General features: G+C 53.3%; 22 protein-coding genes. 11 read left to right on the top strand and 11 right to left on the bottom strand.

The genetic code is table 11. From position 1 onward, the window contains the following. Positions 1 to 15 precede the first annotated feature (15 nt). A complete protein-coding gene (locus tag BO53_RS0111180; RefSeq protein WP_031548221.1) occupies positions 16 to 1,011 on the top strand; it encodes an aldose epimerase family protein in 996 nt (331 codons plus the stop codon). 27 nt (positions 1,012 to 1,038) lie between these two features. Here the strand turns inward: BO53_RS0111180 and BO53_RS0111185 are convergent, their stop codons facing one another. The 6 genes from BO53_RS0111185 to BO53_RS0111210 form a co-directional block, all read right to left on the bottom strand. Next, positions 1,039 to 1,605 carry an NADPH-dependent FMN reductase gene (locus BO53_RS0111185; RefSeq protein WP_031548223.1) on the bottom strand — a complete coding sequence of 189 codons (567 nt, stop codon included), beginning with the start codon at positions 1,603 to 1,605 and terminating at the stop codon, positions 1,039 to 1,041. Beyond that, the gene (locus BO53_RS0111190; RefSeq protein WP_031548225.1) at positions 1,602 to 2,669 is read right to left on the bottom strand and encodes an LLM class flavin-dependent oxidoreductase; all 1,068 of its coding nucleotides are present in this window, start codon (positions 2,667 to 2,669) and stop codon (positions 1,602 to 1,604) included. The genes BO53_RS0111185 and BO53_RS0111190 overlap by 4 nt, the downstream gene beginning before the upstream one ends. Before the next feature lie 249 nt (positions 2,670 to 2,918). Next, positions 2,919 to 4,169, bottom strand: coding sequence for a M20 family metallo-hydrolase (locus tag BO53_RS0111195; RefSeq protein WP_031548227.1), 1,251 nt, complete (start codon positions 4,167 to 4,169; stop codon positions 2,919 to 2,921). Next, complete coding sequence (locus BO53_RS0111200; RefSeq protein ID WP_031548229.1) at positions 4,170 to 4,886, bottom strand: hypothetical protein; 717 nt, start codon at positions 4,884 to 4,886, stop codon at positions 4,170 to 4,172. A 24-nt stretch (positions 4,887 to 4,910) separates the two neighbouring features. Continuing rightward, positions 4,911 to 5,621: a DUF5058 family protein gene (locus BO53_RS0111205; protein WP_031548231.1), complete on the bottom strand. Its 711-nt coding sequence runs from the start codon at positions 5,619 to 5,621 to the stop codon at positions 4,911 to 4,913. 30 nt (positions 5,622 to 5,651) lie between these two features. Further along, the gene (locus tag BO53_RS0111210; protein ID WP_031548233.1) at positions 5,652 to 6,836 is read right to left on the bottom strand and encodes a M20 metallopeptidase family protein; all 1,185 of its coding nucleotides are present in this window, start codon (positions 6,834 to 6,836) and stop codon (positions 5,652 to 5,654) included. Between the two features lie 176 nt (positions 6,837 to 7,012). On the opposite strand from BO53_RS0111210, the gene BO53_RS0111215 reads away from it, so the two are divergent. Beyond that, positions 7,013 to 8,470 carry a protein adenylyltransferase SelO gene (locus BO53_RS0111215; protein WP_031548235.1) on the top strand — a complete coding sequence of 486 codons (1,458 nt, stop codon included), beginning with the start codon at positions 7,013 to 7,015 and terminating at the stop codon, positions 8,468 to 8,470. 94 nt (positions 8,471 to 8,564) lie between these two features. Here the strand turns inward: BO53_RS0111215 and BO53_RS0111220 are convergent, their stop codons facing one another. From BO53_RS0111220 to BO53_RS0111230, 3 genes are all read right to left on the bottom strand, one after another. Beyond that, positions 8,565 to 9,158, bottom strand: coding sequence for a pyridoxamine 5'-phosphate oxidase family protein (locus BO53_RS0111220; RefSeq protein WP_156956142.1), 594 nt, complete (start codon positions 9,156 to 9,158; stop codon positions 8,565 to 8,567). Positions 9,159 to 9,231: 73 nt separating this feature from the next. Beyond that, on the bottom strand, positions 9,232 to 9,705 hold the full coding sequence (locus BO53_RS0111225) for a glutathione peroxidase (protein WP_031548238.1): 474 nt from the start codon (positions 9,703 to 9,705) through the stop codon (positions 9,232 to 9,234). 85 nt (positions 9,706 to 9,790) lie between these two features. Then, positions 9,791 to 10,006: a hypothetical protein gene (locus tag BO53_RS0111230; protein WP_031548241.1), complete on the bottom strand. Its 216-nt coding sequence runs from the start codon at positions 10,004 to 10,006 to the stop codon at positions 9,791 to 9,793. A gap of 241 nt (positions 10,007 to 10,247) precedes the next feature. Here BO53_RS0111230 and BO53_RS0111235 point away from each other — a divergent pair, with 241 nt between their 5' ends. The 4 genes from BO53_RS0111235 (at position 10,248) to BO53_RS0111250 (ending at position 15,012) form a co-directional block, all read left to right on the top strand. Beyond that, positions 10,248 to 12,026: an SLC13 family permease gene (locus tag BO53_RS0111235; RefSeq protein WP_031548243.1), complete on the top strand. Its 1,779-nt coding sequence runs from the start codon at positions 10,248 to 10,250 to the stop codon at positions 12,024 to 12,026. 34 nt (positions 12,027 to 12,060) lie between these two features. After that, positions 12,061 to 13,035: an LLM class flavin-dependent oxidoreductase gene (locus BO53_RS0111240; RefSeq protein WP_031548245.1), complete on the top strand. Its 975-nt coding sequence runs from the start codon at positions 12,061 to 12,063 to the stop codon at positions 13,033 to 13,035. Between the two features lie 104 nt (positions 13,036 to 13,139). Beyond that, on the top strand, positions 13,140 to 14,477 hold the full coding sequence (locus BO53_RS0111245; RefSeq protein ID WP_031548247.1) for a sodium/glutamate symporter: 1,338 nt from the start codon (positions 13,140 to 13,142) through the stop codon (positions 14,475 to 14,477). Between the two features lie 166 nt (positions 14,478 to 14,643). Then, positions 14,644 to 15,012, top strand: a complete 369-nt coding sequence (locus BO53_RS0111250; RefSeq protein ID WP_031548249.1) for a PH domain-containing protein — start codon at positions 14,644 to 14,646, stop codon at positions 15,010 to 15,012. Between the two features lie 39 nt (positions 15,013 to 15,051). Here BO53_RS0111250 and BO53_RS0111255 read toward each other — a convergent pair whose 3' ends face one another. Beyond that, positions 15,052 to 16,353, bottom strand: coding sequence for an acetamidase/formamidase family protein (locus tag BO53_RS0111255; protein ID WP_031548251.1), 1,302 nt, complete (start codon positions 16,351 to 16,353; stop codon positions 15,052 to 15,054). A gap of 947 nt (positions 16,354 to 17,300) precedes the next feature. On the opposite strand from BO53_RS0111255, the gene BO53_RS13960 reads away from it, so the two are divergent. The 4 genes from BO53_RS13960 (at position 17,301) to BO53_RS0111275 (ending at position 21,831) form a co-directional block, all read left to right on the top strand. Continuing rightward, entirely contained in the window at positions 17,301 to 17,519 is a 219-nt protein-coding gene (locus BO53_RS13960) for a hypothetical protein (RefSeq protein WP_156956143.1), read from the top strand. Further along, entirely contained in the window at positions 17,491 to 18,714 is a 1,224-nt protein-coding gene (locus tag BO53_RS0111265; RefSeq protein ID WP_156956144.1) for an amidohydrolase, read from the top strand. The genes BO53_RS13960 and BO53_RS0111265 overlap by 29 nt, the downstream gene beginning before the upstream one ends. Continuing rightward, complete coding sequence (locus BO53_RS0111270; protein WP_245608236.1) at positions 18,689 to 20,089, top strand: YfcC family protein; 1,401 nt, start codon at positions 18,689 to 18,691, stop codon at positions 20,087 to 20,089. Before BO53_RS0111265 ends, BO53_RS0111270 begins: the two co-directional genes overlap by 26 nt. Positions 20,090 to 20,247: 158 nt before the next feature. Then, positions 20,248 to 21,831: an SLC13 family permease gene (locus tag BO53_RS0111275; RefSeq protein WP_084185072.1), complete on the top strand. Its 1,584-nt coding sequence runs from the start codon at positions 20,248 to 20,250 to the stop codon at positions 21,829 to 21,831. Positions 21,832 to 21,975: 144 nt separating this feature from the next. Here BO53_RS0111275 and BO53_RS0111280 read toward each other — a convergent pair whose 3' ends face one another. Next, on the bottom strand, positions 21,976 to 23,310 hold the full coding sequence (locus tag BO53_RS0111280) for an outer membrane protein assembly factor BamB family protein (protein WP_051683110.1): 1,335 nt from the start codon (positions 23,308 to 23,310) through the stop codon (positions 21,976 to 21,978). A 106-nt stretch (positions 23,311 to 23,416) separates the two neighbouring features. Here BO53_RS0111280 and BO53_RS0111285 point away from each other — a divergent pair, with 106 nt between their 5' ends. Then, positions 23,417 to 24,841 (top strand): APC family permease, encoded by a 1,425-nt coding sequence (locus BO53_RS0111285; protein ID WP_031548262.1) that lies wholly within the window; start codon positions 23,417 to 23,419, stop codon positions 24,839 to 24,841. Positions 24,842 to 25,161: the final 320 nt, after the last annotated feature.

Below are 25,161 nucleotides of genomic sequence, written 5' to 3' on the forward strand. Positions count from 1 at the left end.
GGGAGAGGGTATGCGATGAATATTACTGAAAGAATATTAGCTGAAGGCATCAAGGAGTATACACTGAAAAATGATGTTGGTATGTCTGTAAGTGTAATAAATATAGGTGCTGCTATTACTGGGATTCATGTGCCGGATAAAAAGGGTGAAATTGATAATGTAGTTGTTGCATATAAGGATATAGAAGATTACATTGAAAATCCCGATTATCTAGGTGCTGTTATCGGGCCATTGGCTGGCAGGGTAACGGATGCGAAGTTAAAGATAAGAGATGAAGTATATCATTTTCGTGGAAATGAAGGGCAGACGATGCTGCACAGCGGTGAATATGGCGTTCATAATGATAGCTGGAGTATAGATGATGGGGTCATCGGAAGGATATGCTCGATTAAGATGTCCTGTCGTGTCGATGGGTACCCTGGTCATCCTCTAATGAGCATCATATATACTCTCGATAATGAAAACAGGCTGAGTATTGACTATAAGATTACAGTCGACAGTGCTACAATCATTTCTCCTACAAATCATACTTATTTCAATCTTTCGGGAAACGATGGAACAGGGGCTCATATTGTGAATTTTGGAAGTAAATCATTTCATCCATTAAATGAACAATTGTTGCCATTGGAAAAAAAGCAAGCTGAAGGAATTTTCGATCTCAGTTCACCAACTACACTTCAGAATATTTATAATGATGATCACTTACAAATAAAGATTGCATCAAGCGGATTTGATCATTACTTTTATCTTGAAAATAAAAGAGCTGTTCTTACAGAGCCTATTAGCGGACGAAGAATGACAATGACTACAACTTTCCCTGGTATGATTTTCTACACCGGTAATGCAATGGAAAGCAAGCAATGCAATAAAAATATAAATGGGAAACATGCTGGGGTATGCTTTGAGGCTCAAGAACCTCCCATACTTGATGGATTAAAGATAAGTCCTGAAAGGACACTGGATAAACGGAAGTACGAAAGAAAAACTACATTTGAATTTTCTTTAATTTAAAAAGGCGCTGATAGCGCCTTTTTTATGTCAGAAGTCATACATCGATTCCTTCTCTTCACGGATGCGCTTGTACGTATCGGTCAGCATGACGGTATCCTCGACCAGTGCATTGAGCCGGAAGATGATGTCATCGTTGATGATCTCCTTATTCAGGAAATCCTTTTCCTGGATAAAGACATACGTGCTCACCGTCTGTGCCTTCATGTAGCTCAGAATTGGTTTGAGCTGGGTTTCCGGGATGAGGAAATGCTTGGATGTGCCGGCGGTGACGAAGAAGCTGACGATCTTGTCCTGCAGTGCATTGATCGGCAGCAGGTCGAAGACGTTCTTCAATGTGGCCGGGATGGAAGCCTGGAAGATCGGTGTGCCGATGATGATGGCGTCCGCTTCCATTATGGTTTTTGTGATATATGCCGTATCCCCTTCGTAGTCGAGGTAGTTGCGTCCATCGCTGAACTGTACGGTATAGTCCGCTAGGTCAATGAACGTCCAGTCGACATGGGGGTACTGGCTGGTCAATTTCTCTGATACATATTTCATTGTGGTGCGTGTTTTGGAGCCGACGTTCGAGCCGGAGAGTCCTACGATTTTCATTGGTCAGCCTCCTTTTTGGTGTATTTTCTGATGGCAGGAAGCACTTCTTTGCCGATCCATTCGATGTTCCGCATGAGCTGGTCGAATGGCACACCACCGAAGTCCATCTGTCCGATGTAGCGCTGGTGGTCGAACTGTTCATGCTGGTAGAGGATCTTCTCGATGACTTCCTGCGGGCTGCCGACGTTCAGTACGTTGCGCCTGTCGGCACCCATGGCAAAACCGCGCTTGGGGAACCCGGCACCGTTTGTTAGTTTCATACCTTCATTTATATGTGGATAAACCTCCCGCTGTGCCTGCTGGGTCGTTTCGGCGACATGGAAGAACCCGGCCGTGGCGACGGGGAGCTGCTCCGGGTCATGGCCATACTGCCGTGCTGTGTCCCGGTACATGCCGATCGTTTCCTTGAAGTGCTGGGTCGGTCCGGCGAGCATCGCAATCTGCATCGGTACACCGGCGGCACCGGCCTTGACGGCACTTGAAGGGTGACCGCCGACAGCGCGCCAGATCGGTAGCGCGCCGTCAAGCGGGCGGGGGAGGACCCGTGCATCTTTGAGGGCGGGACGGAAGTCGCCTTTCCAGTTGACTATTTCATTCTCGTTGATCTTGAGCAGCAGGTCGAATTTCTCTTCGTACAATGCCTCATAATCGCTCAGGTCGTACCCGAGCAGATCGAATAGGCCGACGCGGGAGGCACGGCCGGCGATGATTTCAGCGCGGCCGCCCGAGATGAGGTCGATGGTGGCGAAATCCTCATAGACCCTTACGGGATCGAGTGTGCTGATGATGGTCGAGGAGCTCGAGATCTTTATTTTTTCGGTCGCCTGGGCGATGGCGGAGAGCACTACGGTATGCGCCTGTGTCGCAAAATAGTCCTGGTGGCTCTCGCCGACACTGAAGAAGTCGAGGCCCGCTTCTTCTGCGAGCTTCGCGAGCTCGATGATTTCATGGATGCGCTGCTGGGCGGAGATCCTCTGGCCTGTCTGCGGATTCGGAAGGTGGTCCCCCAGTGTATAGAGTCCGAATTCCAGGCCGTTATTCTTGTTGATGCGGTACTGTTCCATTGAAGACGTCCTTTCATGTATCAGGTTGTTGCTTTTATTATGGAATGAAATGGAGGAAATGAGAAATAATCCGTCCGGAAAGAGGCGTATGGGACTGAAAATACAGCTCAGGACTGATGTTTGGTGGAGGGGGGGGAGTTAATTGTCACTGGTGGGCGTGCCGAATGCCAATTGAAGACCTTACACCCGCCCATATAAAAAGCCCCGGTCCATCCCACAAGAGGGGACGGACTGGGGCTGCAATAATTTTCATTCCTTCGCAAGGCGCAGCATGGTGCGGTAGAGAAGCTCGGTGCCGACGGCGATGTCAGCATCGCTCGCGTACTCCGCAGGATTGTGGCTGATGCCGTCCCTGCATCGGACGAAGATCATGCCCATGTCACATGCATCCGCCATATTGCTGGCGTCATGGAAGGCGCCGCTCATGAGGACTGGAGACTCGATGCCGATGTCGGCGCTCTCGGCCTTCATAATATCCATGATTTCCGGGCTCGCATCCTTCGGTGTGGTACCGCCGTCGTCATGGATGGTGTACTCGAGGCCGTGTTCGGATGCGGTCCTTTCGATGATGTTCCGGAGCGCCTCCTCGTAGGTGTTCCGGCGTTCGAGGTCGCTGTCCCGGAGGTCGATGGTGAAGCTGACGCGCTCAGGGATGATGGAGCGTCCGCCCGGGAAGACTTCGAAGTCGCCGACGGTGCCGACGGATGGGGCGCCGGGCTCCGACTGGACGAGGCTGTTGAAGGCGGCGATGATGTAGGATGCACCGACGAGCGGATCCCGGCGCTTTGCCATGGGGACTGTGCCGGCGTGGCCGGAGACACCTGTCAGTTCGACGGTGAGCCATCTGGGTCCGGCGATGCCGCTGACGATGCCGACGGGCACATCTGCTGCTTCCAGGTTCGGCCCCTGCTCGATGTGCATCTCCACATAGGCCTTGAGATTATCGGGCGCGTATTCAGATTCCTCGAGCTTGTCGGGGTCGGCACCGAAATCAATCAGTGCCTGCCGCCTTGTCACACCTTCAGCATCCGCGCGTTCGAGTTCGCCCTGTTCGAGCTTGCCGAGGATGCCGCGGGAGCCGAACAGGCCGACGCCGAAGCGGTGGCCCTCCTCATCGCAGAAGGACATGACTTCGACTGGAACGTCGGGTTCGATGCCCTGCTCCATCATCGTCTGTACCGCCTCCAGTCCGCCGAGTACACCGATGGTGCCGTCGAACCGGCCGCCGTATGGCTGAGAGTCGATGTGGGAGCCGAGCATGACGGCGGGGGCATTTTCATCTTTGCCCTCAATCCTGCCGATGAGGTTGCCGAAGTTGTCATAGCGTGTCTTCAGGCCGGCCTCATCCATCCATTTCCGGACGAGGTCCATGCCTTCCTTATATTTTTCGGAGAGGGCCAGGCGGTTGACGCCGGTCTCCTCGATCTTTCCGATTTCTGCAAGTGTAAGTATGCGTTCCGATAGCCGTGATGCATTGATTGTGCTGAGTGTTCTATTCATCTATTCAAGGTTTCCTTTCTTTTTCTCCATGAACAGCACGACTGCGATGGTGAGTGCCACGCAGAGTGCGATCTTGATCAGGCTGAAGATGGGTGAGAACAGCACCGCCATGCCGATGACGAGTGCGATGACGCCGTATTTCGGCGTGCGGTAGGCGAACTGCCCGAGCACTGCTCCGAAGATGGAGGGCAGGACGAAGCCGAACATGCCCTCGACGAAAGGCGGGAACATCGAAATCAGGTATGTACCGCCGAGTATCATGATGACGAGCAGGATGATGTTGGTGAGGGAGGCGACTGCGATGCCGAATACACCGGCGACCTCCGCCTTCTGGGACCCGGGTTCTGCATTGACCGATTTCTGTGCTGCAGACGAGCAGGGCAGGCACATGTTGGCGATGTTGCCCGTCAGGAAGGCAAGGTATGTACCGGCGACACCAAGGGTCGGATAGTAGGTGATCGGCTCGAGCACCCACATGATGCCGATGAAGGATGCATATCCGACGAGCCCGGTCGCGATGACGCCCCAGCCCGGGTGGGCATCGAGTACGAATGAAATATAGAGTGGCGGGATGAGCGACATGATGATGATGACGAGAAGCGTCAGTCTGCCCCAGAAGTGGGAGCGTCTGTAGAACATCTCCATGGATGAAGCCTCTGTTCCGCTGATCCGTGAATCAACAGCAACATTTGCTGTATGTTCTGCTGTATTGTTCATTTAAAAACCCCTTTGTTTTTTATTTTACATGATGAACGTGGTCAGATAGCCGGTCGTCATGCCGATGAGCAGGGCGAATCCGAGTGCCCATTCCTTCAGCCAGCTGATGTCGCGGTGGTCTGCGTACTTCATCATGGCGACCATGGCTGCAAGCGCCACGACTCCGGACACAGCATGGTTCGGACCATTGACCATCTGCTGGCTGGCAAGATAGGCGAACGCCCCGAGCATTGCTGCAAGTGCGACGCTGGCCATGATCTTCGGATTGCGCTTTTGGATCTTCTCCTGCGTCTTGCCCATCGATTTCGTAAATACCATCGTAAAGATGAGCCAGCCCGTACCGCCGAGGAACATCGTCCACATGACGGCGGCGAGCGCCTCAATCGGGAAGTTCTCGGCACCGAGCTCCACTCCGAACGCTGAAGCCCCGATGGCTGCAGCACTGGATTCAGTGGCTGCGGAACCGATGATGCCGATGCGCATGAGCGTGATCGGTGAACCGATCAGGGTGATGAGGGATATGAGCACGATGGCGATGCCGAATGAGGGGCCGATCGAGCTGATGAATCCGGCACGGATGGCTGTTTTGACCTCCTGTTTCGTCAAGTCCGCCTCAGGTGCGGAGCGGCCGGCAATCCACAGGAATACGATGGCCTGGAAGGCGACGATGGCGACGATGATGAATGCGAAAATCCAGAATGCGGTACTGTTTGCGATCTGTAGAATGTCTCCCATTGATGAATCCTCCTTTGTTTATGGTACTGCCTATGATGCCCCGTCCTCCAGGTAGTCGAGGACGGTGGCGATGAAGAGCTTGCCGATGTACAGCATCGACTCCTCGTTGACGTTGAACTTCGGATGGTGGTGCGGGTATATGTCGGACGGATCCGGCATGGCACCGCCGACCCAGACGAACGCCCCCGGGGCTTTATGGAGATAGTAGGAAAAGTCCTCCATGCCCATCATCGGCGTCATTTCGTACACCAGCTCGTCCCCGAACAGGGAATTGGCGACGCGGGCGATGCGTGCCGTCTCGGCTTCGTCATTGACGACCGCCGGATAGCCTTTGATGTAGTTCACCGTGGCTGTGGCACCGAGGCCTTCTGATGTCGACTTTGCGACCGACCGGATGGCTGCCTCGACATTTTCACGTACATCGGGCTTGAAGGTCCGGGCGGTCCCTTTGAGCAGGGCCGTGTCGGGAATGACATTGAAGCTGTCGCCTCCCTGGAAGGTGGCGACGGTCACCACTGCGGACTCGAGGGGATCCGTCTGGCGGCTGACGATCTGCTGGAGTGAAGACATCACCTGTCCGCCGATGGCCACAGGATCGACAGTCAGATGCGGCATGCCGGCATGGCCCCCCTTGCCGTGGATGGTGATTTCAAAATTGTCCCCGTTAGCCATTGACGGCCCGGCCCGGTATCCGACCCTGCCGAGTGGCTCCTTCGAGTTCACATGGGCACCGAAGACTGCGTCAACCCCTTCCATGCAGCCGGCCTCCACCATGAACTTGGCACCCCCGGGCACAAGCTCTTCTGCGAACTGGTGGATGAAGACGACGTTCCCCGGCAGTTCCTCCCTGAACTCGCTCAACACCTTCGCAACATGCAGGAGGCCGGATGTGTGGACATCGTGGCCGCATGCGTGCATGACCCCGTCGACCTTGGACCGGTAGGGCACTTCATTCTCCTCGTGGATCGGCAGCGCATCGAAGTCGGCACGGAGGGCGACGGTCTTCCCCGGCTTCCCGCCATGCAGAGTGGCCACCACGCCGCGTTCTCCGACTTCCGTCTGCACTTTTAGCCCGAGCGCCTTCAGGAAGGTGGCGACCTTCTTCGGTGTATCGACCTCGTGGAAGGAGAGCTCGGGATACATATGTAGATCCCTCCGAAATTCGACCATATCCGGGTAGAGCGATTCGAACCGTTCAAATAGTTTCTCCTGCAATGTAACCATCCCCATTTCTGAATTTATATATCATTCAGAATAATCAATGTGCATGGACGTGTCAACTTCGTGTCAGATATTCCTACATATCAATTCAGGACTGTGAAATTATGAACTGGGTATTTATTTTGTTAATATATAGGTAGATAACATGTTTTAAAAAGGGAAGGGATCATATGACAGAAAGTGGATGGCAGTTGGAACACAGTTACGCCAGTCTACCCGAAATATTCTATAAGTCAGCAAAGCCGGAGCACGCAGAGTTTCCGGAAATCGTCCTGTTCAACTGGAAGCTGGCCGAAACGCTGGGGCTCGATCCGAGAAACCTGCAGACGGCATCCGGCGATGTTTTTTCAGGCAATATCATTCCGGATGGGGGCAAACCGATTGCACAGGCCTATGCCGGACATCAGTTCGGTAGCTTCACCATGCTCGGTGATGGCCGGGCGATCCTCCTCGGCGAACAGATTACGCCGGATGGAAAGCGGTTCGATATCCAGCTGAAGGGGGCTGGACGCACAGCGTTCTCCCGCATGGGGGATGGACGTGCGCCCCTTGGACCGATGCTCAGGGAATACATCGTCAGCGAGGCGATGCATGCGCTCGGCATCCCGTCGACCCGGGCATTGGCATTGGTGACGACCGGTGAGGCGGTCAGCCGTGAGCGGATGCTGCCCGGTGCAGTATTGACCCGTGTGGCTGAGAGCCATATGCGGGTGGGCACGTTCGAATATGCCGCCCGCACCGAAGGGGCGGACAATGTCAAAGTGCTGGCCGACTATGCCATCGACCGCCATTACCCGGAGCTTGCCGGTGAGGATGAGGATGAAAAGTACCTGAAGTTCCTCGATGCGGTCATCGACCGCCAGGCGTCACTCATCAGCAAGTGGCAGCTGGTCGGATTCATCCATGGTGTGATGAATACGGACAATATGACGATCAGCGGAGAGACGATCGACTATGGCCCATGCGCCTTCATGGATACGTACGATCCGGAGGCGTCCTTCAGCTCGATCGACGTCAACAAGCGCTACCGCTACCGCAACCAGCCGGGCATCGCCCAGTGGAACCTTGCACGGTTTGCAGAAACGCTGCTGCCGCTCCTCGATCCGGACAAGGATGAGGCGGTGCAGATCGCCCAGGACTCCCTGAGTGCATTCGGCAGGCTGTACAACGACTACTGGCAGGCCGGCATGCGGGATAAGCTGGGGCTGGTCGGCGGAGAAAAGGCGGATGATGATCTGGCGATGGAACTGCTCGACCTGATGGCGCATCACAAGGCCGACTATACAGAGACGTTCAGGCTGCTGTCGCTGGACACGCCGGATGATATCGGGTTCAGCGGAAGCGAACGCTTCAAGGACTGGCACAGCAGATGGACGGCCCGCCTGGAAGCGCAGGATGCGACGTTCGAGGCTGCCCATATACTCATGCGCAGCGTGAACCCGGCGGTCATCCCGAGGAACCATCTCGTGGAGGAGGCGCTCGACCTCGCCGTGGAGCAGGGCGACTACAGCAAGGCATCCAAGCTGATCGAAGTGCTGTCGAATCCGTTCGATGACGGGTGCGACAAGGAATACAAGGAGCCGCCGGAAGATGATGACAAGGTCCATATGACATTTTGCGGCACATGATATGAAGAAAAGCGTATTCCCGTCGGGAATACGCTTTTTATGGTTGGGGGCGGCTGATTGTCATCGGTTGGAACATTCACGGGCTGCATGCCGGCTATTTCCGTCCCTTCACATTGAAGAAGTCGCCGCCCTTCTTCTTCTCATCATCAGTGCCCCAGTCTGTGGCATCGGACTGCTTCACGAGGTGGGGGATATGCTTGGAGCAGTGAATATACGCTTCATCCACCCGGATGCATACCCAGCGTTCGGCGCGGCCGCCTTCCTCTCTATGCATCTGTTCGATTGTGGAGGCATCTAGGCCAAGGTCATGGAGGTCTTCATTTTCGATGATTGCCGCGCTGCCGTTGACGTGGAGGCCGATGTGATGGGTGAAGAAGTCGATGAACATCAGGCCGATATGCGGGTTTTCTGAGATGTTGCCGAGGCTCGCCATTACGCCGTTGCCGCGGTATTCGGGGTAGAGGAGGGTGTGGGCATCCAGCACCCGCACGAATCCCGGATCACCGGCGCGGAATGAATTGTCGCAGTTGCCTTTGGCGTCGGCCGTCGAGATGAAGACCATTTCCTGGTCTGCAATGAACTGCGCCATATCGGCATTGACATGATCGAGCATCTGGTTTTTGTAGAAGGCATCGGCACGTCTTTTCGTACCGTGCCGCGCCTGGAGGCTGCGTTCGCCTTGGGACATGGGCGTCTTCCTTTCCATATCTGGACATAAAAAGAGTGGGCACGGGATATGATGTTCCGTGCTCACTGTCCTGTCAGAGTACTTTTTCGATGTCATCCTTCATTTTAAGCGGGGATGTCGTCGGGGCCACGCGTGTCACCACGTTGCCGTCACGGTCCACGAGGAACTTTGTGAAGTTCCACTTGATCTTGTCGCTGATCAGACCATTAGTCTGTTTTCTCAGATGCTTGAACAGCGGATGGGCATCTTCACCGTTGACGTCGATGATGTCATGGATGTCGAAGGTGACGCCATGGTTGATGCGGCATGCCTCCTCTGCATCCTGCCCAGATCCTGGTTCCTGGTTGTTGAACTGGTTGGATGGGAAGCCGAGGACCACGAGGTCCTGATCCTTGTATTCCTGATGCAGGGCTTCGAGATCATCATACTGTCCGCGCAGGCCGCACTGGCTTGCCGTGTTCGCAATCAGCATCGGCCGTCCTTTATATTTGTCGAGGGAATAGGTTTCACCGTTTGCCTTCTTGACCTCTATATCATAGATACTCATACGATTGCTCCTTTATGGGATGTACCTACATTATATGTAATCCTGGACACAAGCTCCATTAATCCGGCTTGTACTCCAGGATTCCTTATCCCATCTGCCTGTCGGACTGTGGATAGGAGAAGAAGGCAGCGCGGCTTTTGTCTGCAAAACCGCATTCCATGCAGACATAGCGGTGTGCCTTGCCGTTGAGGTAGCACTTGACGATATCCCTGTGCATGCAGTCCGCCTGATCCTTCAATTCTCCCTTTTCGCGTTTCTTTTCGATCAGCTTCTCGATCTGCTGGCTCGAAAACTTTTCCATTTCCCTTTCCTCCTCTGCGTATGAGTATCCCGTGAATTTATTTTCAACGCGTTGATAGTCTTACATATCCGTTTTTGGGCCAATTAATCATTATGGGGTGAATTTTTACAATTAAACCGTTTCCATATTACATTAAATGGATACATGTCTGTTATATTCAAACAAATTCGTCCTATCGTATCGGGCGGTTATGCTATGATATATTCTAACTACTCATCCACGGGAAACGGGGGGAATGCCGATGACAGCTGAAATGATTTTTGTCGCCCTGATGATTGTACTGATGCTCCTTGGCCTGCTGTTTGAAGTCGCCCGTGCCGATTTGATCGTCTTCTTCTTTCTGGTCATCTTCCTGCTGACGGGGATGATTTCAACCGAACAGGCGCTGAGCGGTTTTTCCAATGAAGGGATGCTCACCGTCCTGCTTCTGTTCATTGTGGCCGGTGCCATCCAGAAGCATGGCATCATAGAAAACTACATCGACCGTCTGCTCAGCGACCATCGCGGAACGAAGCGCTCGATGATCAAGCTGCTTGCGCCGATCTCATTGTTCTCGGGATTTCTCAATAATACGCCGATTGTGGTCACATTGACCCCGATCATCAAGAACTGGTGCCAGAAGAATGGGATTGCGCCGTCGAAGTTCCTCATTCCGCTCTCCTACGTCACCATCCTCGGAGGGACGATCACACTGATCGGCACATCGACGAACCTGGTGGTGCACGGCCTGCTCATCGAGTCGGGCCGGGAAGGCTTCGGATTCTTCCAGCTGTCGGTCGTCGGACTGCCGATTGCGCTTGCCGGCCTGATCTATATCTTCACCCTTGGATACCGTCTGCTGCCGAACACGCTCGGGGCAAAGGAGCAGATCCGTGAGGAAGTGAAGGAATTCCTGGCCGAAGCGGTGATCGAGAAGGATTACGAGCACGTCAACGGCCGGATCGTCGAAGCGGTGAATAACTCACTGAAGGGGATATACATCATCGAAATCATCCGCAATGACACCCGCATCTTCCCCGTGACGCCGAATACCGTAATTGAAGAGGGGGACCATCTGCTCTTCTCCGGTACGATCAATACCATCGCTTCCGTACAGAAGCAGAAGGGCATCACACTGAAGACGGGCACGGATCAGACGCTCGAGAGCCTGAAGGACGACAGTTTCGAGCTGATCGAAGCGGTCATCTCCCATCAGTCGGGGCTGGTGGGGAAATCCGTGAAGTCCGCACGCTTCCGTTCCAAATACAGTGCCGGCGTCATTGCGGTCCACCGCAACAATGAGCGGATCAAGAGCCGGGTCGGGGACATCATACTGAAGCCGGGGGATACTGTGCTGCTGCTCGCAGGCAATGATTTTATGGAGACGCATATGCATTCCATCGACTTCTATGTCGTCACTTCCCTGTCGCCGCCGGAACCGCTGCACCAGAGCAGCGTTAAAGGGTGGGCGGGCCTCGGACTTCTGCTCGTCATGATCACCTCCGTGACGCTCGGCTTCCTGTCGATGTTCGAGGCGATGCTGATTGCGGTCATCCTGCTGATGATATTCAAGTTCATCAACGCCGATGAGATGCTGAGCTATATACAGTTCAACGTCATCCTGCTCATTGCCAGTGCATTCGGCGTCGGGGCGGCCATGATGGAATCGGGCCTCGCCCAGTTCCTGGCTGAAAACATGCTGGCGGTCGCAAGGCCGCTCGGCGTGCTCGGGGTCATCGCCATCCTGTACATCATGACGAACATATTCACTGAACTGATCACCAACACCGGGGCGGCCGTGCTGATGTTTCCGATTGCGATGGAGATGGCGACGCAGATGAACATGGACTACATGGGGCTCACCGTGACCATCGCCATCGCCGCTTCCGCAAGCTTCATCACACCAATCGGCTATCAGACGAACCTGATCGTCTATGGGCCCGGCGGATACAAATTCACCGACTACATCAAAGTGGGCGTCCCATTGTCGCTGATGACGATGGTGATCTCCACTCTGATCATCTATACAGTATGGTTCTAAATAAAGTACACAGGGAAGGAAAGGATATAAAAAGATGAAATTGGGCATCCTGGATCAAATGCCGCAGCCGAAGGGCAAGACGGCTGAACAGACGGCAGCACACACGATTGATATGGCACAGACGGCGGAAAACCTCGGTTACGAACGCTACTGGTTCGCAGAGCATCATGCCACGCGTGGCATGGTCTCGAGTGCACCGGAGATCATGATGGCAACGGTCGCGAGCCGGACCAGAACGCTGAAAGTGGGGAGCGGCGGCATCCTGCTGCCGCAATACAGCCCGTTCAAGGTTGCATCGCAGATTGCACAGCTCGAATCGCTGTTTCCCGGGCGCATCGAAGCGGGCGTCGGACGCTCGCCAGGCGGCGGGGAGTTCATCCGCAAACTGCTGGCGGACGGCAAGCCGAACCAGATGGCCGAATACCCGGATAAGCTGAAGGACCTGATACAGTATCTGGATGGCAGTGCCAGGGTGCGGGCCGCACCACGGACTACCGCCCGCCCGGAACTCCATTCGCTCGGCCTCGGGGAGAACAGTGCCGTACTCGCCGGCATCCTCGGCATCGGCTACGTGTTCGGCCATTTCATCCGGCCGGACCGCGGCGTGGAGGCATTCCGTGCATATCATGATGCATTCGAACCGGGGTTCATGGCGCAGCCCTCAGCCCGTGCATGTGCATTCGTGGTCTGTGGGGAAGACGACAAGCATGCCGAAGCACTCGCACAGAGCCAGGACATCTGGCTTTTGAATGTGGAGAAGGGGCTCGACAGCCAGGTGCCGACACCGGAAGCGGCACAGAAGAAGTATGAAGCACTGACGGAGGCAGAACGTGAAAAAGTGAAGCACAACCGGAGGCGCATGATCATCGGCGGCCCGGAAACCGTCAGGGCGGAGCTTGACCACTACAGCGCCCTGTATGAATGTGACGACTGGCTCATCCTGTGCAACCTCCATGACTGGGAGGAGAAGAAGCGGTCATTCGAGCGGCTTGCGGAAATTTATTTGTAGCCGCTTTGATATGATGTTGTAAAAGTGGTGTATTCAATCGCTTTCATCGTCGACGATTTTTATGCTATATTAGCTTAGTTGACTTTAGAAAGAGGTGTTGCATCATGGAATTTACAGTATGGAATCTTGTGACCGATCTCGGTCTTATAGCGATGCTGCTGCTCGTCGGAATGTTCCTGCGCGCACGCATCGGCATCCTGCAGCGGTCATTCATGCCGGCAAGCATCATCGCGGGCATACTTGGTCTGATTTTCGGACCGAACATGCTCGGGTGGCTGCCGTTTTCAGCGTTCATCGGGGACTACCCCGGCGTCCTGATCGCAATCGTATTCGCTGCGATTCCGCGGACGACGGGACGGTTCAATATCAGGAAGATGATCAACAAGGTCGGCGGACTGTGGTCCTATTCGCAGATTGCGATGCTTCTGATGTGGGGGCTCGGGCTGCTGTTTGCGCTGGTGCTGCTCGTGCCGGCATTTGATGTGCACAACGGCTTCGGCCTCATCCTTGCCGCAGGATTCGTCGGCGGCCATGGCACTGCTGCCGCACTCGGGGATGCATTCGCCCAGCAGGGCTGGGAAGAAGCCACTTCCCTTGCGATGACATCCGCAACACTCGGTGCCATCCTGGCCATCGGGGTCGGACTGGCACTGATCAGAAAAAGTGCAAATGAAGGCTATGCGAACTATATTTCCAGGTTCGATGAGCTGCCTGAGGAACTCAGGACAGGCCTCATCCCGGAAGAAAAGCGTGAGTGGAGCGGCAAGGATACGGTTTCCGCCATCTCCATCGATCCGCTCGTCTTCCATATGGCACTCGTCGTGTTCGTCACGATGATCGGCTACTATTTGAGTCAGTTCGGGGAATCGCTCTATGACGGGCTTGCCATTCCGGCATTCTCCCTCGCTTTCCTCGTCGGCCTCGCCCTGAGCCTTCTGCTCCAGGCAGCAGACATGGACAAATACATCGACAAGAGTGTGATGTCCAAAGTGAGCGGCAGTGCGACGGATGTCCTCGTCGCCTTCGGCATCGCCTCCATCAACCTGACGGTCGTTGCACAGAACCTTGTGCCGTTCCTCATACTGATGGCTTTCGGCATCCTGTTCACATACACTTTCTACCGGTTCGTCTCCCAGTATTATTTCCAGGAGCAATGGTTTGAAAAGGGGATATTTACATTCGGCTGGATTACGGGCGCCGTCGCAATGGGCATCGCCCTGCTCCGCATCGTCGATCCGAAGCTCGAAAGCGGAACGCTCGAGGACTATGGGCTTGCCTATATACCGATTGCCCCCGTTGAAATTGCACTCATCACCTTTGCGCCGCTGTTCATTCTGAGCGGGCAGCATTGGCTGTTTTCGGTGATTACGATTGTGCTGAGCCTGGTCATCATCATCTTCTCCTACTCGAGGGGATGGCTGCATCTGAAGAGGAATGCATAACTGCATAGAAGGGAGGCCTGCTCATTCGAGCGGGTCTTTTTTTGAGGAAGGGGGCCGTCCAACCGTCATTGGTGATTCCTGCGGAGGCTCCATTTCATCCGGTACAGGACATGTTCCCTCCATCTCTATTATACTGGAAATATAATAGATTGAATGGAGGCGGATTATGGAAACGGCAAATATACTTGCATGGACACTGCAGTTCGAGACGGACATCCCGAGTGATATCGATGATGTTCTGATAGGGGGCGAACGGCCGATTGCTGCATACAAGACATTGAGGGATGCGGCAATCTTCACCGACAGGCGCATGATCATACGGGATGTCCAGGGCATGACTGGAAAGAAGGTTGAGATGTACTCGCTGCCGTACAGCTCCATAGACATGTGGTCGACGGAGAATGCGGCAGGCATGTTCGATGTGAACGCCGAGGTGGAACTCTGGACGAAGGTGGGCCACATAAAGATCAACTTGGGCAAGAAAGTGGATATACGAAAATTCGACCGTCTGATTGCTGAAGCGGTGCTGAAATAGAAAAACGCCTTCCATGTGTGGAAGGCGTTTTTCTATCTGCTAGCTGTACATTTCTTCAACGTGATCCAGAATGCCGGCACTGAGCAGATAATCCCTCGGTGCGAGAAACGTGACGGTGACGACACCGGGGTTCCGTCCAATATCGATGGAGCCTGTAATGGTCGCCCGGTTCATGACTTCAGGCACGTCTATATTGAAGAGGGTGGCTGCCCGCTCCATACCGTTGAGTGTCGCCCCATTCAAATCAGCCCCGGTACCGACGAACGAAACCGGATAGCTCCTCTCAATTTCCTCAATCCGCCACTCTGCTGCAAGTGCCTTCGCCTTTTCCATCTCCTGTTCTGTAAACGGTCTGGCGAGGGCGGGAAGATCCTCTTCAAGCGGAAGGATGATGGGTCCTTCGATGACGAGGTTCTTTATGACCTCGACCCTCAGGTCGACAATGCCGGCGACATCCGTCGTATGGCCCGCAATCTCACCGTTGCCCTGCATGGCGTGCATATCACCGAGGTAGACGCCGCCGCCCTGCACTTTGACGGGGCAGATGACTGTGACACCCTCACGGACGCGGTTGATATCCATATGGCCGTCGGTACGGTCGACCAGCTGATCTTCCGTAATGCCGTATTCATGGGGGGCGTCGATCAGAAACTGTCCGAAGTCCCCGGCATTATGGGAGTCCGGGAAGGGCCTTGCAGGAGTGGTGCCCAACTGTCCCAGGAATGGAATGACACGCGCCAGGGCACCGACGATGTCGTGGGGCGCAAAAGTGACGACGGGGTTCTGGATGGAGTTTTCCGGCGTCGACATATATCGTTTCGCTTCATGTGCAATTTTCTCCGCCCCTTCCTGGTTCAAGGTCAGGCCGATCGTCCGTTTTCCGTCGAATGCCATCGTGTAGGCATTGGTGAAGGTGAAGGGGGTGACGTCCTCCCCGCATTCCACACATCTGACTGCGCCCTGGCCGATGCCCTCAACTTTCGAACGTGGATTCTTGGTACCGCAGTTCGGGCAGATGCCCGCGACAAATGGATCTCCCGTGAACCTGCCCTCCATCGGCTTGTCGTTCCCGGAGGCAGTCGCCATTGATGTCACCCGTATCGAGTTGATGTGGATCGCAATGGCATCACCGACTTCCGCCCCTTCAACGAAGACGGGCTTCGTCACTTCGTGTCCGCCCTTCAATTCCGGTGTAATCATCGGCCCCCAGCAGCCGGGCGCTGTATTGGCGACGATATGGCCGCCATCCTTGACGACATACTGCATTTCATCCCCTGGGTTGAGGATTCCGTTGGTGAACTGGTCGACATAGACTGTCTGCTTCGCTTGCCGTTCTGACATTTGAACCATCCCCTTTGTTTTATTGCCTATATTTTACCATGGAGAAGAGCAGGGAGATAAGCGAAGCGTATTAATTTCTGAAAATTCTTTGCTCTAGTAATACAGGGAAGCCAAATCAGGGAAATAATAAATGATTTTCCATGAAACTTCTTATTTAAAATAATTTACAAAAATAAAACCTGGTAATTATTAGTAAGCAGGTAGGTAAAGAGGAGGCTGAAACCACGATAATGAATATATTGAATAATTGCAGGAAAAGTGATTTTCAAAGTCCAATTTATCTCTACTTAAAGATAATAGAGCTATATTTATATTCATTTTTTTACATATCCTATGTATAAGAAACTGTCTCCTTACTATTTCAGAAATAGAGAGGGTTAAAAAGTACAATATATAATTTCATATAGATCTTTAAAAATACAATACAACTCTAGAAAATATTTCAATGATTCAGAATATTTGTATAATTTGTATTGATAATACACACTGTGTGATATATAATGAGAGCAAGTTAATAGTGACAGAAAAAAGGGGAAAAATGAACTTGTACCACGTGAAAGTTTGCTACGTTATTTAATTATTAGATAAAGTTTCAAACCGGTCGGAAGGAGGATGGCGGAGGGTGCATGAAACTTTATCATAATAATAAATATTTTTGGAATCCACATATTCCATGCAGCATCGCATATGCATTGACGCGAACCTTTCATCATGGTTTCTCAGCATAACTGTAATGGTTGTATTTTAACATTCGTTCAGTCAGTTGCACCTTGGTCGGGGGCCATTCGTGGTTAGGCAGCTGATTTGAATACAGAATTGAGGGTTTGTTTGGTGTGAGGAAAAAATGAGCTTTGTAGAAGAGATAGAATAAAGCTAAGAGGATCGGTATAGGATTATTCTCCGTCGGTAACATCCACTGTGGTCTCATCCACGCCACAAAGGAACAAGTGAGCAAGGAGATATGCATCTCAAATGCAAAAGATAGAGAAGCATTTGAGATGCCTTTTTTGTTTGAAAATCATACGGCTGATGATACACCTCATAATAATGCAGGTGTTTTTATTATGCAGAAAACTAAAAAAGCATTTATCTATATGAATAATTATGTAATAATATGTATCATAATAAAAAAGAGGAATGATGAAGTTGCAGAAGAAACTATTTGAACAGTTGGAAAGCCTATACCCGGAGATGGTGAAGACGCGCAGGCATCTGCACATGTATCCGGAACTCTCCTTCAAGGAGCAGTTTACTCCCGAATATGTCAGCCAGCATCTGGAATCGCTTGGCATTGAATATAGGACGCATGTCGGCGGCAATGGTGTGGTCGGCACTCTGCATGGGGGCAGGCCGGGGCCGACGGTGGCTTTGCGTGCGGACTTTGACGCACTGCCGATACAGGATGAGAAGGACGTCCCGTACAGATCGACGATTGAAGGTGTCAGCCATGCATGCGGCCACGATGTGCATACGGCGGCGCTGATGGCAGTCGAGACCGTTCTGGCCGGAGTACGGGAGGAACTGGCAGGTACGGTGGTGTTCATTCACCAGTTTGCAGAGGAACTGCCGCCGGGCGGCGCCCAGCTGATGATTGCTGATGGGTGTCTGGATGGCGTCGACTACATATATGGTGCCCATGTCTGGGCGGATGATGACTATGGCACAATCGGCTTCAGACCGGGCAATGCCATGGCAGGCGGGGATAATTTCGACATCACAATTCAGGGCAAGGGCGGACATGGCGCCATACCGCATACGACGGTGGATCCGCTTGTCACGATGAGCCAGCTTGTGGTGAATCTGCAGCAGATCGTCAGCCGCAAGATGGATCCGAACGCATCGAATGTCGTCACAATTGGTAAATTCCACAGCGGGGAGGCGACGAATGTCATCCCGGATACGGCTGTGATTTCAGGTACCACCCGTACATTCGATACCGAATCGAAAGCCGTGATGGAGGAGTGGATCCGACTGATGAGCGTATCGACGGCCGCACAGAACGGAGCGACGGCACAAGTCGATTTTACATATGGCTGTGTACCGCTGATCAACAGTGAAGGCGAGACGGAGCAGCTTAAGGTACTGGCGGAGGCGTACCTGCCGGATATGTCCGTTCAGGAGAAGGCGCCGATGATGACATCCGAGGACTTCGCCTACTATCTTGAGCATGTACCGGGCTCCTTCTTCTTTGTGGGTGCACGCAACTCGGAAATCGATGCCGTCTATCCGCATCACCACCCGAAATTCGATGTGGATGAACGGGCCATGGTGGAGATCGGCAAAGTGTTCATCCTTGCGGTGCTGCATCATATGAATGGACTGGAGGTTGCGGCTTGTGAAACAGCAGAATCCTCCAAATAAAAAGCGTCTTGAAATGCCGGATACATACGTCATTCTGTTCCTTGTGCTGGTAGTCACAGCGATTGCGACATACTTCGTGCCTGCCGGCGCCTTCGAAAGGGAGCAGGTGGACGGTGTGGAGCGTGTGGTATCGGGTACGTACGAAAGTACTGCACAGAATCCAGTCGGGTTCATGGATATCTTCATGGCCCTGCAGACCGGCATGGTCGAATCGGCAGGGCTCATCTTCCTTGTGCTGTTTGCCGGCGGGATGTTCGAAGTGGTGGAGCGTTCCGGAGCGATAACCGGAGGCATCATGAGTGCCGTGGATAAGATGTGCGGCAGGGAATTCCTGCTGATTGCGGTCATCTCCATCCTGTTTGCACTCGGTGGTGCGACGGGGGCGGTGGCGAACTCCGTCATCCCGTTCGTCGCCATCGGCGTCATGCTGGCCCGTGCGCTCAAACTCGATGCGATTGTTGCGGTGTCCATCACATTCGGTGCGACATTCATCGGTTTTGCCGCCGGATTCCTGAACCCCTATACGGTGGGCATCGCGCATGCGATTGCAGAACTGCCGCTTTTCTCCGGGATGCTCTTCAGGGTCATTTCGTTCATCCTGCTGGTCGGTGTGACCATCTGGTATACGTGGATGTATGCCAAACGCATCATGCGTGATCCGTCACGCAGCCTGATGGGCATCCTTGAAGATGAAGGGGACGTATCGGCCATGAAGGATGCACCGTTCACCCTGCGCCATAAGCTCATCCTGGGTTGGGTGGCGGCAGCACTGGCTTTCTTCGTGTTCGCCGTCATCCAGTTCCAATGGACGACGAACCATATGGCGGCCTTCTTCATCATCATTGGTGTCGTGGCAGGCATCATTGCCGGCATGAACTACAATAAGCTGACGCTGACATTTCTGGAAGGGTGCAAGAATCTGGTCTATGGAGCACTGATCATCGGGGTGGCCCGTGCGGTGCTTGTCGTGATGGAACAGGCAAACATTCTGGATACCATCGTCAATGCGCTGTCCGTGCCGCTCGGTGCCCTGACGCCCGTACTTGCGGCCATCGGCATGTTCATCGCAAATACACTGTTCAATTTCTTCGTTCCTTCGGGCAGTGGACAGGCGGCGATCATCATGCCGATCCAGACACCGCTTGCAGACATGATCGATGTTACACGACAGGTGGCGGTCCAGTCATTCCAGTTCGGTGATGGCTTCTCCAACAGCATCTTCCCGACTTCAGGGCCGCTGATGGCGAGTCTCGCAGTGGCAGGTGTACCGTGGATCAAGTGGGCGAAGTGGCTGCTGCCGCTTTTCATCATCTGGTCAGTCATCGCAATGGCTGTACTGGCCATTGGTGTCATGATCAACTGGGGTCCACTATAGATGGAAGAACCGGCATCGGTTTTCTGATGCTGGTTTTCTATATTGTGTAAAATTGGTATGGCAATATTCAAAAAAATATGATATCTTCATCTAGTGTTCATAGAAAGCGTTTTCGAGGAGGTTTAATATTGTCAAAGTTGAAAAATACATACCGAAACATGTGGCGGGAGTCCAAACGGACGAAGTCACTCCTTAAATTCTTCAGTGTGGACGAAGCCAAGAAGCATGCTGAACAGGGAAATCGCGGGCCTGGAAATGAAGAGCCCGAGAAAGCATACGGCCGCATGCAGATGGTCGGTCTGATTCTGGGGCCGCTGCTGTTCATACTTACACTGCTCTTCCTTGACACTGAGGGACTCGACTCAGCAGGGGTATTCGTAGTGGCGTCCACATTATGGATTGCGACATGGTGGATCACGGAAGCCATTCCGATTCCGGCGACTTCGCTCCTGCCGCTGTTCCTGTTCCCATTGGGGGGAGTCATGGACAGCGATACTACAACAAGCGCCTACGGCAACGACATCATCTTCCTTTTCCTCGGCGGATTCCTGCTGGCGCTCGCAATGGAGCGGTGGAACCTGCACACACGGATTGCACTGACGATCATCAAGGCAATCGGAACGACGACTGCTACCATCCTGCTCGGCTTCATGATAGCGACAGGCATACTGTCCATGTTCGTCAGCAACACCGCGGCGGTCATGATCATGATTCCAATCGGCATGGCGATCATCAGCGAGGCGCACTCGCTGTCCAAAAATGATCTGGATGACAACCTGCGCAAGTTTGAAAAGTCACTGGTGCTCGGCATCGGCTACGCCGGGACGATTGGCGGCCTCGGTACGCTGATCGGTACACCGCCCCTCATCATCATGTCGGGACAGCTCCAGGAACTCTTCGGCATCGAGATGAGTTTCGCTCAATGGATGCTGTTCGGTGTGCCGATCGTCATCATCTTCCTGCTTATGGCGTGGGCATACATGCACTTCTTTTCGTTCAAGCATGGTATGGACCACCTGCCGGGCGGAAGGGAAATCATCACGAGCGAACTCGACAAACTCGGCAAGATCACCCGGGAGGAGATACTCGTTCTACTCGTCTTCCTGTTCGCGGCATTCATGTGGATCACACGCGGATTCATCTGGTCCAACTGGTCCGTGACGGAAATGCTCACGGATGGCTCCATCGCCATGCTGGCAGCAGTCATACTGTTCCTGCTGCCGACCAAGAGGAAATCGAAGCGTATTCTCGACTGGTCTGTTGCCCGTGACCTGCCGTGGGGCGTCCTGCTGCTCTTCGGAGGCGGACTCGCCCTTGCGGCCGCCATCGTGGAGACCGGCGTGGATCAGTGGCTCGGTGAGCTTCTGACAGCTGTGGAAGGCATTCATATCGTCATCATCATAATAATCGTTACACTGGGTATTCTGTTCCTGACGGAAATCACATCCAATACCGCAACCGCCACGATGATTCTGCCGGTACTTGCCGGACTGACGATTGCACTTGAAGTCCATCCGCTGACGTTGATGGTGCCTGCAGCCATGGCCGCCAACTGTGCGTTCATGCTGCCGGTGGGGACCCCGCCGAACGCCATTGTATTCGGTACGCAGAAGATCACCATCCAGGAGATGGCCAAAACAGGCTTTGCCCTGAACATTCTTGGCGTCATCCTGATTGTGACATTCGTCTACTTCCTGATGCCGATCATTTTTGGCATCGACCTTTTGAACTTCAGTGGATGATAAATTAAAAAGAAAGCCCCATCTCTTTTATGAGATGGGGCTTTCTGTATGGATAGGGCGGGGGATGCCGGTCAGGGTGTCCAACCAACACCGAGTGCCCCGGTGCATGAAATTGATGATTCCACTCGGTCCCTTCCGATCATACTACTCCTTCGCATCCGCGAAATCGCTCAGAGGGACGACATAGACATAGCTGTCCTGGCTGCCGACCAGAAGGGTGTCGTTGACGATGATTGGACCGGCGGGGGCGAGGGTGCCGCCGAGCACCTTCTCCTTGACCGGTTCGCCGGTCTCGACGTCCATGCCGACGACCCTGCCTTCTACATTGGAGAAGTAGACGATGCCATTTTTGGCCACAGGGGGCGCCTTGGCGGCTGCATCTTCATAGGCCCACAGCTGTTCTCCGCTCTCGAGATCATAGGCATAGTATGTCTGGGTCTTCGGGCTGGCGACATACACCGCCCCCTCATATATCATGGGGGCACCGGACTTGTTGTTCTGGACAAGCTCTCCCGTCCCCCAGTTGTCCTCCCAGAGGATGTCGCCGGATTCGATGTCCATCGCATAGATTTCATGCTCGGTCTCTCCATCTTCATTTTCTACGAGTGCAGTGGTGACGACGGTGTTTCCGCTCACGGCAGGCGGCACGTCATCAAGGCCCATGACGACTTCGTCGAATTCGGTCTCCCATTTTACCTCATCCTGCTCGAGGTCGTATGCGTAGAAAGTGTAGGGCATTGGACTGCTTCCACCGACATAGAGCGTATCTTCATGTATGTTCGGTGAGGACATGCTGATTGTGGAGCCGAGCTCGTGCTGGTGTTCGAGTTCGCCTTCGTCAAGTGTCAGCTTGTAGAGATGGCGGTCTCCCGTCGTAATATAAAGGTGCTCTCCATGGATGGCTGGTGTCGGCATGACTTCGCCTTCGGTTTCGAATTCCCACAGGATTTCTCCTTCTTCTGCATCAAGCGCCATAACGCCGCTTTCGCCTGTTCCGCGAATGCCATTATCCTGGAAGTGTCGGTTGCCATAGCCGACATAGACCGTTCCTTCGTGATAGATGGTTTCGGAGTGGATCCAGTTCGGGGCCGTCTCCTCCCAGATCCTGTCGCCGGATTCGAGGTCGAATGCAAGGATGTGTCCGGAGCTGTGGTTGCCTATGAACAGCTTGCCATCAGCGACGACCGGAGTGGCGCGTACTTCATCTTCAGTTTTGAACTTCATATTCTTGAGGGGGTCATGGCCCGAATCGATTACCGCATTCTTTTCAGGGTTGAAGCGGTACTGAGTCCATGCCTCCGCGCCGAATGTCTCCATGCCTTCAGCCTCTTCCGAAGTTTCTTCCGCTACTTCGCCTGTTGCTTCTTCCGACGCCTCGTCCGCCGTATCTTCAGGGGGCGCCTCTTCCGCACCTCCACATGCAGCAAGCAGGAGTGTACCTGATAATATCGAGTATTTCATTATGCGCAGTAATGTCATCTTCATTCCTCCAATCATTTTTTCGTGCAATAGTTCCATTTTACGTTTGCCGGCTGTTCTGTTAGGCTATATTTCAGAAAACACAAAGAGGAGCTTAAAAGAAAATATGGAAACTAGAATATCCAACGTAGAGCGCACGGAGCTCGACAACACCATGTCCAAGCGTTTCATCTGGGCTATTGCCTATGGTTCAAGCATCGGATGGGGCGCCTTCATCCTTCCTGGGGATTGGCTGGCCTCCTCGGGCACACTCGGTTCGACACTCGGCATCACCATCGGTGGTATACTGATGCTGATCATCGCCGTGGCATATGGCGGACTGACCACACGATTTCCCGTCTCGGGCGGTGAATTCGCATTCAGCTATGCCGGATTCGGGAAATATGTCAGCTTCATCGCATCATGGTTTCTGGCACTCGGATACATATGTGTCGTCGCTCTGAATGCCAGTGCCTTCAGCCTGCTGTTTAAGTTCATTCTACCTGAATTTCTTGAAATCGGCCATCTATACACGATTGCGGGCTGGGATGTCTATATCATGGAAGTGATCCTGTCATCCCTCGTACTGGTCCTCTTTGCTTTCATATCAATCAAGGGGAGCGGATTGTCCGGGAATCTTCAATTCCTGTTCTGTCTGTTCATGGCGCTTGTGGTGACGGCACTCTTCGGTTGGTCGTTCTTCTCGGGAGAGTTCGCGCTGTCAAATGCCGAGCCGCTGTTCAATGATGAGGCCGGCATATGGACATCAATCATTCTGATCGTCGCGATTGCGCCCTGGATGTATGTCGGGTTCGACAACATCCCGCAGGCGGCCGAAGAATTCAAATTCAGTCCGGATAAGACATTCAAACTGATCGTCTTTGGTATCATCGCTTCCATCATCACATATGTACTGATGATCCTGATCACTTCGTGGGTATACCCGGACGAACAGTCTATCGATGGTGCATTATGGGTGACGGGATCTGTCATCCAGTCCGCCATGGGGGCGCTCGGTATGACACTGCTGGCACTTGCGATTTCATTCGGCGTATTTACGGGCCTGAACGGATTCTACCTGTCATCATCCCGCCTGCTTTTCGCCCTCGGACGTGCGCGGTTCATTCCGCCTGTATTCATGAAGCTCGGCAAGAATAAGACGCCTTATGTCGCAGTGCTGTTCATCATGACAGTGTGTCTGGCGGCACCATGGCTCGGCCGTACGGCACTCAGCTGGATCGTCGACATGTCATCGACCGGCGTCTCCGTTGCATTTCTGATCACGAGCCTCGTGGCGGTCAAATTCTTCAGCAGGAAAGAGAACTACAACATTCTGTATATCATTTTCGGTGTGTTGGGTGCACTGATTTCACTGGCATTTCTCGTGCTGCTTCTGTATCCGGGATCCCCGGCGTCGCTCAGTGCACCATCATACATCGCGCTTGGTGCATGGGTGGTGCTCGGCGCCATCTTCTTCCTGTTCCAGCTGAAGAAGCTTAGGGCTCTGACAAAAGAGGAGCTGGATTATCTGATCCTCAACAAGGATGAGTAAAACTTTATATAGAATGGTCCACTCCTGAAGTGGGTGACAGGTGGGGAGGCAGTCCAAGCGGATGGTCTTCCCGCCTTTTCTATTGCGGGGCAAGGGTAGTTTATAATGTATGACAAGGATACCGAAGAGGGAGTCATCCATATCGAAGCGGAGGAAAGGGTCAGCTTCGATATGGATGATCCTGCTCAATCAGCAGTCCATCTGTACAGAAAATAAAGGTCTCACGAAGGCTCCCGGGCTTCCTGCCTGAGGGCTTTTTTATTGGGGCAAGGGAGAGGATAAGGTTGGACTTTTGTAAATATTACAGTTGTGTTACAATA

Source organism: Salinicoccus luteus DSM 17002 (genome assembly GCF_000712035.1).
In the GTDB taxonomy this organism is placed as follows: domain Bacteria; phylum Bacillota; class Bacilli; order Staphylococcales; family Salinicoccaceae; genus Salinicoccus; species Salinicoccus luteus.